Raw genomic sequence first — 13259 nt, 5'->3', positions numbered from 1 at the left:
AAATAAACAACAATATTTTAAGAAACTTGGGCTTTCGCTCAGGGCATGGGGCTCATCGATCTGAAGCTTCCAGGCGTATTATGAGACAGACAAGGAGCCGAGGGAGGATTGGAGAGAGGGGTGGATTGACAGAGCGCCACTTGAAGCCAACGGCATATCCCCCCTCCCGCCCCAACATGAACCAAACTAATCGCACGATGAAATAATGCCAATTTCCTTCATCAAGGCAAACACCTATGATGGCCCACAATCTTTACGGAACGGTCCATCATGGCAACAACACACAATCTCGGCTTTCCCCGCATCGGCGCAAAGCGCGAACTGAAATTTGCGCTGGAGTCCTACTGGAAGGGACAATCCTCGCGTGACGAACTGAAGGCGCTGGGCGCCCAGCTTCGCCAGCGGCACTGGGACAACCAGGCCGCCCTCGACCTGGTACCGGTCGGCGACTTCGCCTTTTACGACCAGGTGCTCGACATGAGCTTCACTCTCGGCAACCTGCCCGAGCGGGTGCGCGGCTTCCATGGCGATGCGCTGGACAACTACTTCCGCGTGGCGCGCGGCCGTTCGGCCGAGGGCACCGAGAACCAGGGCGCTTGCTGCGGCGGCGTCGCCGCTGGCGAGATGACCAAGTGGTTCGACACCAACTACCACTACATCGTCCCCGAATTCAGCGCGGCCACCGAGTTCTCGCTCGATAGCTCTCGCCTGCTCGATCAGCTTGCGCAGGCGCGCTCCCTCGGCGTGAAGGCCAAGCTGGTCATCATCGGCCCGGTCACCTACCTGTGGCTGGGCAAGGCCAAGGACGACTCGGACAAACTGGCGCTGCTGCCGCGCCTGCTGCCGGTTTATGCAAAGCTGCTGGACGAACTGGCCGCACAAGGCGTCGAGTGGGTGCAGATCGACGAACCCGCGCTGGTCACCGAACTCGACGCGGCATGGCAGCAAGCCTTCGTCGCGGCTTACCAGGCGCTGAAACAGGACAAGGTCAAGCTGCTGCTGGCCACCTACTTCGGGCAACTGCTGGAAAACCTCCCGCTGGCGCTTGCGCTGCCGGTGCAAGGCCTGCATCTCGATGCGATCAATGCACGCGCCGAAGCCGAGCAGGCAGTAGCAAAGCTGCCCGCCGGCAAGATCCTGTCGCTGGGCGTGATCAATGGCCGCAACATCTGGAAGTCGGACCTGTCCGCGGTGCTCGACTGGCTGGAACCGGTGCACAGGCAACTGGGCAACCGCCTGTGGGTGGCGCCGTCCTGCTCGCTGCTGCACGTCCCGGTCGATCTCGACAGCGAACAGAAACTCGATGCCGATATCCGCTCCTGGCTTGCCTTCGCCCTGCAGAAGCTGGACGAATTGCAGCTCGTCGCCAAGGCGCTCAACCAGGGCCGCGATGCCGTGGCAGGCGCGCTGGCCGACAACCAGGCTGCCATCGCCAGCCGCCGCGCTTCGCCGCGCGTGCACAATCCGGCGGTCAAGGCGGCCATCGCCAGGCTCGATGCCGCGCTCGGCCGGCGCGCCAGCCCCTATACGCAGCGCGCACCCAAGCAGGCCGCCCTGCTGCGGCTGCCGGCCTATCCGACCACCACCATCGGCTCATTCCCGCAGACCGGCGACATCCGCCAGGCACGCAGCAAGTTCCGCAGCGGCGAACTCGACGAAGCCGGCTACAAGGCCGCGATGCAGGCCGAGATCGCCCGCAGCGTGCGCGAGCAGGAGGCCCTGGGCCTGGACGTACTGGTGCACGGCGAAGCCGAGCGCAACGACATGGTCGAATACTTCGGCGAGCAGCTCGACGGCTACGCCTTCAGCCAGTTCGGCTGGGTGCAGTCCTACGGCTCGCGTTGCGTGAAACCGCCCATCCTGTTCGGCGACATCAGCCGCCCGCAGGCCATGACGGTGGCGTGGATCAAGTACGCGCAGTCGCTGACCGCCAAGCCGATGAAGGGCATGCTGACCGGCCCCGTGACGATCCTGAACTGGTCGTTCGTGCGCGACGACCAGCCGCGCTCGGTGTCTTGCCACCAGCTAGCCCTGGCTATCCGAGAGGAAGTGCTGGACCTGGAAAAGGCCGGCGTGCGCGTGATCCAGATCGACGAGGCCGCGCTGCGCGAAGGGCTGCCGCTGCGCAAGTCGCAGTGGAACGAGTACCTGGGCTGGGCCGTGGAGTCCTTCCGCATCACCGCCAACGGCGTGCAGGACGAGACCCAGATCCATACCCATATGTGCTACTCGGAGTTCAACGACATCATCGCGTCGATCGCCGATATGGATGCGGACGTCATCACGATCGAAACGTCGCGCTCCGACATGGAGCTGCTCGATGCGTTCGACGACTTCAAGTATCCGAACGAGATCGGTCCGGGCGTGTACGACATCCACTCGCCGAATATCCCGACGCAGGAGCACATCGTGCAATTGATGAAGAAGGCGTCGGAGCGCATCCCGGCCGAACGGCTGTGGGTGAATCCGGACTGCGGCCTGAAGACGCGCGCCTGGGAAGAGGTGATCCCGGCGCTGACCAATATGGTGGCGGCGGCACAGGCGCTGCGCGCCATGCGCTAGGCCTGGCCACTGCCGCCGCGCGCAGAGCTTCCTGGTGGTGGATGCGCGCATCCACTGCCGGTTCGACGAGCACCGGGGCGCCTCGCTGGGCGTGGACAACCTGAACAACCGCAAGTATTTCCTGTACCACCCCTTCCCCGAGCGGGCTTTCTACCTGGGGCTGAAGTACACCATCTGATCCGGGCGGCCGTACATCCGCCTGGCCGCCCTCCGCTCAGAACTGCACGGTAGCGTTGGCCAGGAAGGTGCGCGACGCCCCCGGGAGAACGAAGCCACCATAGCTGGTGGTCCAGTAGCGCTTGTCGAACACGTTGTTGACCGCGGCACGCAGGGTGACGGTCTTGCCGGCGACGCGCGTCAGGTATCTGGCGCTCAGGTCGGCCGTGGTGTACGAAGGTACGGACTGGTTGTTCACCGCATCCACGGCCATGTCGCCGGTGATTTTCGCGCCGGCGGCCAGCGTCAGGCCGGGCAGGAGCGGGGTGTCATACTCGATGCGGCCGCCGACGGTATAGCGCGGGGTGGCAAAGATACGCTTGCCGTTCACGGTCGGGTCGTCGATGCCGGTGGCCTTGGCGTTGAGCAGCAGCACGCCGCCCATCAGGCGCACGTCGCGCGCAATGCGTACCCAGCCGCTGGTATCCAGCCCGGTGAAACGCTGCGTGCCGTTCTGCACGAAGATATTGGCCGAGTTGGTGTATTCATAGCCGCGATCGACGCGGAACAGGGCAATGTTGGCGCCCCATTCGCGGCGGTCGGTCTTGTAGCCCACCTCGTACTGCTTGCTCTTGAGCGGGCCATACACCGTCGGATAGTTGGCATTGGTGACGTCGGCCGAACCGCCCTGCTCCAGCGATTCGACATAGCTGACGTAGGCCGTGGAGCTGGCGTCGGTCTTGTACATCAGCGCCACCGTGGGCGAGACCGGCCTGGCGCCATAGCTGGACGTGGTCTGCGCCGAGGGGGCGAAGCTGCTCTGGTTGAAATCCGTGTAGCGCAGGCCGGCGAGCACGGAGAAGCGATCGGTGAATTGCACCGTATCGCTGAAGTAGATGGACTTCTGCGTGATCTTGTAATCGCGGAACGGTACGGACTGCAGGCCGAGGCTCAGATTGGGCAGCAGCGTCGGGTTGTAGAGATTGTTCGTGCCAAGCGCAACGCCATTGCTGCCGACGCCGGCATCGTTGACTTTCACCTGGGACTGATAGCCGATGCCTGCCACGATGCCGTGCCGGATGCCGCCTGTCTCGAACTTGCCTTGCACCATGGCATCGTAGGCCTGGTAGTAATACGCGCTCTTCCACTTGTACAGCGTGTCGGTGAAGTTGCCGGCGGCGTCGGTGACCGACAGAAAGCTGTCCCCGTTGTCGCGCTCCTGCCGCGCGAACCGGTATTTGAGACTGGCCGTCCAGCGGTCGTTGATACGGTAGTCGAAACCGGTGCCGGCCGAGATCGTCTCGGTGTCCTGGTAAGAGAAAGGCTGCGCGATGCGGCGCGACACCTTGCTGGCATCCGGAATCGGCAGGCTCGAATCGAACTGCATGCCGAACAGCGTGCCTTTCGTCTTGCGCTTCCAGTACATGACATCCGCCGTCCACGTCAGGTCGGGCGTGACGCGGAAATCGGTCGCCAGCGAGAACGCCTGCCGGCGCAGGTGCACATTGGGCTCGGCCGTGTTGCCTTGCTCGTTGACGGCATTCAGGCGGTAGCCGATGCGGCCGTCGACGCCGAAACGGCCGCCCAGGTCGATCTTCTCGCTCCAGACGTTGTTGGCCTGGTAACCCAGGCTGAGCTGCCGCAGGGGTTCGTCGGTCGGGCGCTTGACGACGTAGTTGATGATGCCGCCCGGCGTGCCGAAGCCGTACATGAAGCCCGAGAGGCCCTTGAGCAGTTCCACCTGGTCGAACAGCTCCAGCGGCAAGTCGGCATTCCACGAAACGAAGTTCTGCCCGTCGACCTTGATGCCGTTGAGCATGTCGATGCGCATGCCGCGCACGGCGAAATACGAGTTCTCCGTGCGTGCGTTGTCGCCAAGAACGGAGACGGCCGGGTCGTACCGGAACACGTCGCTGGCCGTCTGCGCCATGCGGTCCTGGATCTCCTCGCTGGTCGCGGCCACCACCGAGAACGGCGTATCGACCGCCTTGCGCTCGCCCAGCGCGCCACCACTGACTTTCTCCGCCTTGGCCGGCGCGGAGTCGCGTTCGGCCACGACAGTGGCAGCGGGGAGCACGAAGGGATCGGCTTGCGGACTCGTCTGGGCAAGGACGGGCAGCGCGGCAAAGGCAACGGTCAGGCCGAGTACGGCGGAGGCGATCGGCGAAAGACGGGGCGCAGCCAGGCACGGGGCGGCGTGCGCTGGCGATGGGCGGTGGGAAGACATCGGGAGAAGCGTCCTTGGGTGGATGGAAGTGAGACTGGCCTGTTCTGCTTGATCTGCTTGATCTGCTGGATGGTGTGAATGCGTCGAGGGCGGGCTTCGGCTGACGCTGCCGCCGGCATGCCGGCGGGCCAGGCGAGATGGCGTGGCGCCGGGGAGCGCGGGAAGGCGCGGACGCGGCTTATCCTTTCAAATGCGAATACAAATGAGAATGGTTCGTATTTTTAACACAAGCCGGGAACTTTTGCCATAAAGACGGAACGTGGCGACGCCGCGCGCGCTTCGCGTGCTGCACTGCGGTGTGATTGCCGGCGCGGGATATGCTAAAAAGGCGTGCCGTGCGCGACGCGCGGGCCAGTACGACGGGACCCTCGCGTCCGGCACGGCCGGTATGGACTGGCGGATGCGGACGCCGACGCCCCGGGCAACAGGAGTTACGCATGTCGAGGAAGCGGAAATGACCCAGTCCTATGCACTGCAACACGCGCGGCGCGTCTCATCCGTGGTAGACAAGGCGTCATTCAACGAGGCTGCCGCGCAGGCGCGCCTGTTCCGCTCCTGGACCCGCTCGCTCAATACCTTCCGGCTGGACCCGGGCAATACGTCCGGCCCGCGCGTCATCAGCGCCGCGGAACTGAAGGACAGGCGCAGCAGCGCCGAGGCCCTGCTGCGCTTCTCGAACCCGGTGGTGGAGCGGTTGCACGGCGTTGTCGGCAAAGCGGGCTATTGCGTCCTGGTGGCCGACGCCGATGGCGCCCTGATCGATTTCCGTGGCCAGGAAGACCGCCGCAAGGAATACCGGCAGCATGGGCTGTATCACGGCCGCTATTTCACCGAGGACTCCGAAGGAACCAGCGGGGTGGCCTGCGTCCTGGCCGACAAGGAACCCATTACCGTCCACACCGAGGATCACTTCAGGGCCGCATTCACCTGCCTGACCTGTACCGCCGCGCCCATTATTTCGCCATCCGGCGAATTGACCGGCGTATTGGACGTATCGGCCGTGCGAAACAGCGAGAATCGCGACTCGCAGGAATTGATCTACGCCTGGGTATGCCAGGCGGCGGAGATGATCGAGAACGCCTGCCTGCTGCACGATACCAGCCATCTGTGGACGCTGTACCTGCACCGCAGCCAGGACTACCTGAGCCTGCACCCCGAATTGCTGATTGCATTCGACGATGCCGGAAACATCGTGGCGATGAACCGGCAGACAAGGAGCATGCTGAGCGCGCTATACACCGCGATACCGGCGAACGTCCAGCATCTGTTCGACCTGAATGCCGGACAGGTCATCGACCTGAACAATGGCATGGAGATGTTCCCGTTGCGGCTGACCCGCGGCGCAGGACGCTTCTTTGCAAGCCTGCGCCCGCCGCGCCAGGTCCTGCGCACGATATCGCTGTCGCCGGAACACCCGCCCGCCGGCCACGCCGGGCCCCCCTCCCGTGCCCTTGCCAGCGATCATCTGGTCATCGGCGATCCGCAACTCTCGTCGCATCTGGCCCGTGCGCTCCAGATCGTCGACCGGCGCATTCCCATGCTGCTGCAAGGCGAGACGGGAACAGGCAAGGAGGCGTTCGCGCTCGCCGTCCATCGCGGTTCGCTGCGTGCGTCGCAGGCATTTGTCGCCGTGAACTGCGCGGCGATCCCGGATACGCTGATCGAAAGCGAGCTGTTCGGTTACGCGGAAGGGGCATTCACCGGCGCCAAGCGCAAGGGGCTCAAGGGGAAGATACTCCAGGCGCACGGCGGCACCTTGTTCCTCGACGAGATCGGCGACATGGCTTTGCCGCTGCAGACCAGGCTGCTTCGCGTCCTGGCGGAGAGCGAGCTGGTACCGCTGGGCTCCGAGCAATCGGTGCGGGTCGACATCAACCTGATCTGCGCGACCCACAGGGATCTTGCGCGCATGGTCTCCGACGGTACCTTCCGGGAAGATCTCTACTATCGCCTGACCGGCGCGGTGTTCCGGCTGCCTCCCCTGCGCGATCGCTCCGACCTCGACGAGCTCATCGATTTTTTCCTCGCGGAAGAAACCGAAGCGCACGGCAGCCGCCCGGCGCTGTCCGCCGAAGCGCTGGCGTGCATCCGCCGCTATCGCTGGCCCGGCAACGTACGGCAGCTGCGCATGGCATTGCGGTACGCATGCGCGCTGGCTGCGGCCCCCGGCGTCATTGCCGCCGAACATCTTCCCGATTATCTGCGCTGCGCCGCGGATGGCGCCATGGCGGCGCCGCAGCCGGCTAGCCCGCCAATCGCGCCACAGGCGTTCGACAGTGCCGGCCTGCGCCCCGGCGAGCATCTCGAACGGGAGCACATCGTGCAGATGCTCGCCTGCCATCACTGGCGCGTCAAGGAAACCGCCAAGGCCCTGGGCATGAGCCGCGCCACCATCTACCGCAAGATGGCCCGATACAAGATCGTCTATCCGGGTTCGGCCGCCTTGCCGGGATCCGCGCCCGCGTCTCAGGCGGACGAGGCGGACTGAGGCACGGTGTCTCACCGGACCGAGTCAGGCCGTCTCATGCCGGCGGCCCGCAGCTTGCCGGGCCGTCGCCGGCATCGTGCTGTATCGCAGCGATAAACGCGTGCGGCCAGCGCTTCACCACGCCTGCGCCTGACGCAGCGCCACACTGCACCGCAGCATGCCCTGCGCCTGCGTCGCCCGCCCTCGTGTGCTGCGCTCACTGGCATGGTTCATGCGATTTCCCTGCTGCACGAAGGCCATGCCAGGCATCAACCAGCGGCCCCCGCATGGCCTGCGTCGATTCCCCCCACAACTACGATGGAGACACAACCGTGAGCAACGAAGATTCGGTGCATCAGTCCAGCATGAAGGCCGCCGTATGGCGGGGTCGCCACGATGTGCGCGTCGAGGAAGTGCGCGTTCCGGACAAGCCCGCTGAGGGATGGGTAAAGATCCGCGTGCATTGGTGCGGCATCTGCGGGTCGGACTTGCATGAGTATGTCGCGGGGCCGGTCTTTATCCCGGTCGATCATCCCCACCCGCTCACCGGCCTGAAGGGGCAATGCATTCTCGGTCACGAGTTCAGCGGCGAAATCGCGGAGCTGGGCGCAGGCGTCACCGGTTTCCAGGTCGGCGAACGCGTCACCGCGGACGCCTGCCAGCATTGCGGGAAATGCTATTACTGCACCCATGGCCTGTACAACATCTGCGAGAACCTCGCGTTCACCGGCCTGATGAACAATGGCGCATTCGCGGAATACGTCAACGTGCCGGCGGAGCTGCTCTACAAGCTGCCGGAGAACTTCCCAACCGAGGCAGGCGCGTTGATCGAGCCGCTGGCGGTAGGGCTTCATGCCGTGAAGAAAGCCGGCAACATCGTCGGCCAGACGGTGGTGGTGGTCGGCGCCGGCACCATCGGGCTGTGCACGATCATGTGCGCGAAGGCGGCCGGCGCAGGACGCATCATCGCACTCGAAATGTCGTCAGCGCGCAAGAAGAAGGCACTCGAAGTCGGTGCCAACGTCGTCATCGATCCCAAGGAGTGCGACGCAATCGCGGAGGTCAAGGCGCTGACCGGCGGCTATGGCGCGGACGTGTCCTTCGAGTGCATCGGCAACAAGGCCACGGCGAAGCTTGCCATCGACGTGATCCGCAAAGCCGGGAAATGCGTGATGGTGGGCATTTTCGAAGAACCCAGCGCGTTCAATTTCTTCGAGATCGTATCGACGGAGAAGGAAATCATCGGATCGCTCGCCTATAACGGCGAATTCGCCGACGTGATCCGCTTTATCGCCGATGGCCGCATCGACGTGCAGCCTCTCATCACGGGGCGGATCTCCCTCGCCGACATTGTGTCGCACGGCTTCGAAGAGCTCGTCAACAACAAGGATGGCAACGTCAAGATCATCGTCCAGCCGATTGCCAGCCAGCCGGCTTTGACAGCCTGACGCCCTCTCGCTCCGACGGGCCGCGTTGACCGACGCGGCCGCCCCCTCCCCATCCCACCGGTATGCGAGCCTGCGCGATGCACCATCGCGCATCGGGCATCGCGCACGCCTCGCGTGCCGGGCTTTCATCGTACTGGACATGCCGGTCATGGAACCCCTCAGCCCCAATATCGAAGCTCAAGACACACCAGCGCTCGCGCCTGCCGGATTCGCGCTGCGGCCATTGGCATTCTCCGTGGCCGTATTCCTGATCGTGCACGGCGTCAGCCTTGGCGTATGGCGCCTGTTCGCGGACCCCAGGCAGGCCGTCTGGCAGTATGCTCCCCAGCCGTTCGGCATGTACCTCTTCTGGGGCATCCTGGTGCTCGTTTTCATCGGTTTCAACTTCGGCATGGCCGGATTCTCGGCGTTGAGGCAGCCCGTCCGGGGCTGCGTCGCCACCATCGTGACGCTGGCGCTGTCCTTCGCCCTCCCCGCCGTACTCGTCTACGGCTACGGCGAACTGGATCCGGCATTCAGCGCCATCAACGGCGCCGGCTATGGCGCGGCCGGCCTGATCGTGCTGATCGGCTTCTACGGCTTCGGCATACTGGCGACGGGCATGGCCGGATGGCCATGGTCCGGCAGCGGCCTGAGCCCCGCGGCCAGCGGCCTTGCACAACTCGCCGCCGGCGCCTGCCTCACCGGCCTGGGCTATTTCCTGCTGATCTACCCCGGCGTATCGGCCGCCACCGCGCCGCATGCGATCCTGCTACCGCTACCGGTAGCGATCGGCTGGTTCTATTCGGTCATTGTGGCGTGGCTGGCGACGTTCCTGATCTTCGACAACTGGCCGTGGAGCCGGCTGAGCCGGAAAAGCCATATGGCGCTCGCCGCGCTGGGCGGCAACATCCTGCTGGGCACGGCGCTCTATGCCGTGCATCTGGCCTTGCTCAGATGGGTGCTCATCCCGCCCGGCGCCGTCGAGAAGATCGGCGCGATGCTCCCAAGCTGGCCTGCGCAGCTGGGCGTATGGATCGCCTTCTGGCTGATCTTCTGGGCCAACGTCGCCGGCAACTGGCCCAACCGGTTCGGCGCCGGCACCAACCGGGCGATACGCGCCGCATCGTGCTGGGGACTTGGGCTGATCTCCTTCTTCGTCTATACGCGATGGTTCGCCGGCGCGGTGCTCCATGAAGCGGAGATCGTCCCCGGCTTTGGCGGCGATCCGCTTACCTGGGTCGATCTGCTCAACTACGTCATGCTGATCTACGCGGTCTATTTCGAGTTCTACGGGCTCTCGAAAAAGACGGGCTGAAGTTCCCTCCACCGGGCTTCACCGGCGCCCGGCGTCGCCTTGCCCTGCCCCCGCGGCAGCCGCCGCTTGCGGCGACAGATGTCCCGCCCGATGCGACATCTGTCTCGCCGCCAGGCGCGACAGATATCTGCCGCGAGCCCGCCGGCAGGCCTGCCTTTTCCGCCCGCATGCCGCCTCCGGCAAGGCCTGGCGGGATGCGCCGCGCCGCGCGCTGCGCATCCCGGCCGCGCTGGCACCACTCTTGCGATCAAGGCTTGTCCGGCACCGCAGCCGGCCGCTGAAACGAAAGCAAGAGGAGACCCCGAATGGAACCCACCCCAAGCCATCTTCTGTGGATGTACGAGAAGATGATCGAGATCCGGCAATACGAAGAGACCATGGCCAAGGTCTACCTGGAAGGCAAGCTGCCGCCGAGGATCCAGAAAGGCCTGGCCTTCGATATCGGCGCCGGCCCGGTGCCGGGCGAGATGCATCTCTCGGCCGGGCAGGAGCCGGTGGCCGTGGGCGTATGCGCGCACTTGCGCCCCGAAGATACCGTGGTCGGCGCGCACCGCTCGCACCACTTCGCCATTGCCAAGGGCGTGCCGCTCGATGCCATGACCGCCGAGATGTTCGGCAAGGCCACCGGGCTCGGACGCGGCAAGGGCGGCCACATGCACCTGTTCCATCCCGAGACCAAGTTCTCCTGCAGCGGCATCGTCGGCGCGAGCTCCCCGCAGGCTTGTGGCGCCGCGCTGGCGGCGCGCAAGCTGGGCAAGGACTGGGTGGCCGTGTCCTTCTTTGGCGAAGGCGCGGCCAACCAAGGCTCGTTCCATGAGTCGCTCAATCTGGCCGCGCTGTGGAAGCTGCCGGTGGTGTTCGTCTGCGAGGACAACAAGTACGGCATCTCGGTGGAGAAATCCGCCTCCACCTCGGTGCCTTCCAACGACGTGCGCGCCGCCGGCTATGGCATGCCTGGCGTGCTGGTGGACCGCAACGACGCCGTCGCGGTGTACCGCGCCGCCGGCGAGGCCGTGGCACGGGCACGCCGCGGCGAAGGCCCCACCCTGATCGAAGTCAAGACCGACCGCTATCTCGGCCACTTCCAGGGCGACCCTGAAACCTACCGCCCGCGCGACGAAGCCAAGACCCTGCGCAGCGCCGACCCGATCCACGCGCTGGGCACCTCGCTGCGCGCCAGCGGCCTGCTCGACGACGCCGCCGAAGCCGCCTTGCGCCAGAGCGTCTCGGACCGCATCGAGGCCGCTTACGCGTTCGGCCGCAACAGCCCCTACCCCGCGCCCGCAGAAGCGCTGCAACACGTCTTCGTCCAGTAAGACCCGCACCCGCATAAACAGGAGACCAGCATGCAAACCGCACAAAGCGCGCCCCATGGCACGCGCACGCTCACCATGGCCCAGGCCATCGCCGAAGCCATCGGCCAGGAAATGGAGCGCGACTCGCGCGTCTTCGTGATGGGCGAGGACATCGGCAAGTACGGCGGCATCTTCAGCGCCACCACCGGCCTGCTGGACCGCTTCGGCCCGGATCGCATCATGGATACGCCGATCTCGGAGACCGCCTTCATGGGCGCGGCCATCGGCGCCGCCGCGGAAGGATTGCGCCCGATCGCGGAACTGATGTTCGTGGATTTCTTCGGCGTGTGCTTCGACCAGATCTACAACCACCTCGCCAAGAACACCTATATGTCCGGCGGGCGCGTGGGCCTGCCGGCGGTGGTGATGACCGGCATCGGCGGCGGCTACAACGATGCCGCCCAGCATTCGCAATGCCTGTATGCCAGCTTTGCCCACATGCCCGGCATGAAGGTGGTGGTACCGTCCAACGCGTACGACGCCAAGGGCCTGATGACCCAGGCCATCCGCGACGACAATCCGGTCGTGTTCTGCTACCACAAGGGCATCATGGGCCTGTCGTGGATGTCCTACTTCGAAGGCAGTACCAATGCCGTGCCGGAGGAGGCCTACGCCATTCCCTTCGGGCAGGCACGGGTGGCCCGCAGCGGCCGCGACGTGACCATCGTCACGCTCTCGCAGATGGTGCAGAAATCGCTGCTGGCGGCCGAGCAGCTGGCGGCCGAAGGCATCGATGCGGAGGTGATCGACCTGCGCACCATCGTCCCGCTCGACCGCGAGACGGTGCTGCGCTCGGTGGCCAAGACCGGCCGCCTGCTGGTGGCCGACGAGGATTACCTGAGCTTCGGCCTGTCCGGCGAGATCGCCGCCATCGTGGCGGAAAACCTCGACAGCGTGGCGCTGCGCGCGCCGGTGCGGCGCCTGGCGGTGCCAGACGTGCCCATCCCCTTCTCGCGCCCGCTCGAGCAATTCGTGATTCCTCAGGTCGACACCATTGCCGCGCAGGTCCGCGCCCTGGTGCAGGACCGCCCCCTTTCCTATCAACTGAAGCGAGAAGCAGCATGACCGACGTAACGATGGCCGACACCGTCTGGCAGGACGTGGAAGACGGCACCGAAGCCCTGTTGCAGGAATGGCTGGTCAAGCCCGGCGATGCGGTCAGCGCGGGCCAGCCGCTGGGCGTGGCCGAACTGGTCAAGACCACCCATGAAATCGTCGCGCCCGCGGACGGCATCGTCGCCGCGCTGGCGGTGGCGGCGCAGGACACCTTCGGGCGCGGCGCCGTGCTCGCCCGGCTGGAGCCGAGATCATGAGCCACAGTCTCGCTTCCGTGCTGAGCGGGCCGGGCGCCGCGACAACGGCCGGCGCCGGCGACCGCCTCACGCTGCCGCTGACCGGCATGCGTGGCGCCATCGCCCGCAATATGAGCGCCGGCTGGGCCGTGCCGCGGGTGGCGCATTCGGTCGAGGTGGACGTGACCCTGCTGGAACTGGCGCGCCACACCATGCAGCAAAACGTGGGGCCCGAGTGCAAGATCACCCTGACGGCCTTCGTGCTGCGCGCCGTGGCGCTGACCCTGCGTCAGCATCCGCGCCTGAACGCGCGTGTGCTGGAGAAGGAGATCGAGTTGATGCCGAACATCAACCTCGGCCTCGCGGTCAGCCTCGACGAGGGCCTGATGGTGCCGGTGCTGCGCGACGTGGACACCAGGACGGTGGCAGAAATCGCGGCGGAGAGCCGCACCCTG

10 protein-coding genes are annotated in these 13259 nt (G+C 65.4%); 9 read left to right on the top strand and 1 reads right to left on the bottom strand.

Annotation, left to right across the window (positions count from 1 at the left end; all coding sequences use genetic code 11):
• The first annotated feature begins 270 nt into the window (after positions 1–270).
• Both metE and P3W85_RS08320 read left to right on the top strand, forming a co-directional pair.
• The gene (gene metE, locus P3W85_RS08325; protein WP_276264424.1) at positions 271–2562 is read left to right on the top strand and encodes a 5-methyltetrahydropteroyltriglutamate--homocysteine S-methyltransferase; all 2292 of its coding nucleotides are present in this window, start codon (positions 271–273) and stop codon (positions 2560–2562) included.
• A 34-nt stretch (positions 2563–2596) separates the two neighbouring features.
• Positions 2597–2740, top strand: a complete 144-nt coding sequence (locus P3W85_RS08320; RefSeq protein WP_276264423.1) for a hypothetical protein — start codon at positions 2597–2599, stop codon at positions 2738–2740.
• Positions 2741–2776: 36 nt separating this feature from the next.
• Here P3W85_RS08320 and P3W85_RS08315 read toward each other — a convergent pair whose 3' ends face one another.
• The gene (locus tag P3W85_RS08315) at positions 2777–4945 is read right to left on the bottom strand and encodes a TonB-dependent siderophore receptor (protein WP_276264422.1); all 2169 of its coding nucleotides are present in this window, start codon (positions 4943–4945) and stop codon (positions 2777–2779) included.
• A gap of 454 nt (positions 4946–5399) precedes the next feature.
• On the opposite strand from P3W85_RS08315, the gene P3W85_RS08310 reads away from it, so the two are divergent.
• From P3W85_RS08310 to P3W85_RS08280, 7 genes are all read left to right on the top strand, one after another.
• Complete coding sequence (locus P3W85_RS08310) at positions 5400–7433, top strand: sigma-54-dependent Fis family transcriptional regulator (protein ID WP_276264421.1); 2034 nt, start codon at positions 5400–5402, stop codon at positions 7431–7433.
• A gap of 344 nt (positions 7434–7777) precedes the next feature.
• A complete protein-coding gene (locus P3W85_RS08305) occupies positions 7778–8860 on the top strand; it encodes a 2,3-butanediol dehydrogenase (protein ID WP_035813329.1) in 1083 nt (360 codons plus the stop codon).
• 148 nt (positions 8861–9008) lie between these two features.
• Positions 9009–10157: a hypothetical protein gene (locus P3W85_RS08300; protein ID WP_276264420.1), complete on the top strand. Its 1149-nt coding sequence runs from the start codon at positions 9009–9011 to the stop codon at positions 10155–10157.
• 305 nt (positions 10158–10462) lie between these two features.
• Entirely contained in the window at positions 10463–11473 is a 1011-nt protein-coding gene (locus P3W85_RS08295) for a thiamine pyrophosphate-dependent dehydrogenase E1 component subunit alpha (protein ID WP_017228120.1), read from the top strand.
• A 30-nt stretch (positions 11474–11503) separates the two neighbouring features.
• The gene (locus tag P3W85_RS08290; protein ID WP_017228121.1) at positions 11504–12577 is read left to right on the top strand and encodes an alpha-ketoacid dehydrogenase subunit beta; all 1074 of its coding nucleotides are present in this window, start codon (positions 11504–11506) and stop codon (positions 12575–12577) included.
• Entirely contained in the window at positions 12574–12825 is a 252-nt protein-coding gene (locus P3W85_RS08285; RefSeq protein ID WP_276264419.1) for a lipoyl domain-containing protein, read from the top strand. The genes P3W85_RS08290 and P3W85_RS08285 overlap by 4 nt, the downstream gene beginning before the upstream one ends.
• The coding region (locus tag P3W85_RS08280; protein WP_276264418.1) for a 2-oxo acid dehydrogenase subunit E2 at positions 12822–13259 on the top strand (438 nt) is incomplete at its 3' end. The genes P3W85_RS08285 and P3W85_RS08280, both read left to right, overlap by 4 nt.

Source organism: Cupriavidus basilensis (assembly GCF_029335485.1).
GTDB classification, from domain to species: Bacteria; Pseudomonadota; Gammaproteobacteria; order Burkholderiales; family Burkholderiaceae; genus Cupriavidus; species Cupriavidus basilensis_E.
This window is presented reverse-complemented; position numbering and strand designations above follow the sequence as displayed.

What these genes read in the sequence shown, in the direction of transcription:
- P3W85_RS08285 (WP_276264419.1), top strand. Translation starts at nt 12,574, where the DNA reads ATGACCGACGTAACGATGGCCGACACCGTCTGGCAGGACGTGGAAGAC.
- P3W85_RS08300 (WP_276264420.1), top strand. Translation starts at nt 9,009, where the DNA reads ATGGAACCCCTCAGCCCCAATATCGAAGCTCAAGACACACCAGCGCTC.
- P3W85_RS08290 (WP_017228121.1), top strand. Translation starts at nt 11,504, where the DNA reads ATGCAAACCGCACAAAGCGCGCCCCATGGCACGCGCACGCTCACCATG.
- P3W85_RS08305 (WP_035813329.1), top strand. Translation starts at nt 7,778, where the DNA reads ATGAAGGCCGCCGTATGGCGGGGTCGCCACGATGTGCGCGTCGAGGAA.
- metE (WP_276264424.1), top strand. Translation starts at nt 271, where the DNA reads ATGGCAACAACACACAATCTCGGCTTTCCCCGCATCGGCGCAAAGCGC.
- P3W85_RS08310 (WP_276264421.1), top strand. Translation starts at nt 5,400, where the DNA reads ATGACCCAGTCCTATGCACTGCAACACGCGCGGCGCGTCTCATCCGTG.
- P3W85_RS08295 (WP_017228120.1), top strand. Translation starts at nt 10,463, where the DNA reads ATGGAACCCACCCCAAGCCATCTTCTGTGGATGTACGAGAAGATGATC.
- P3W85_RS08315 (WP_276264422.1), bottom strand. Translation starts at nt 4,945, where the DNA reads ATGTCTTCCCACCGCCCATCGCCAGCGCACGCCGCCCCGTGCCTGGCT.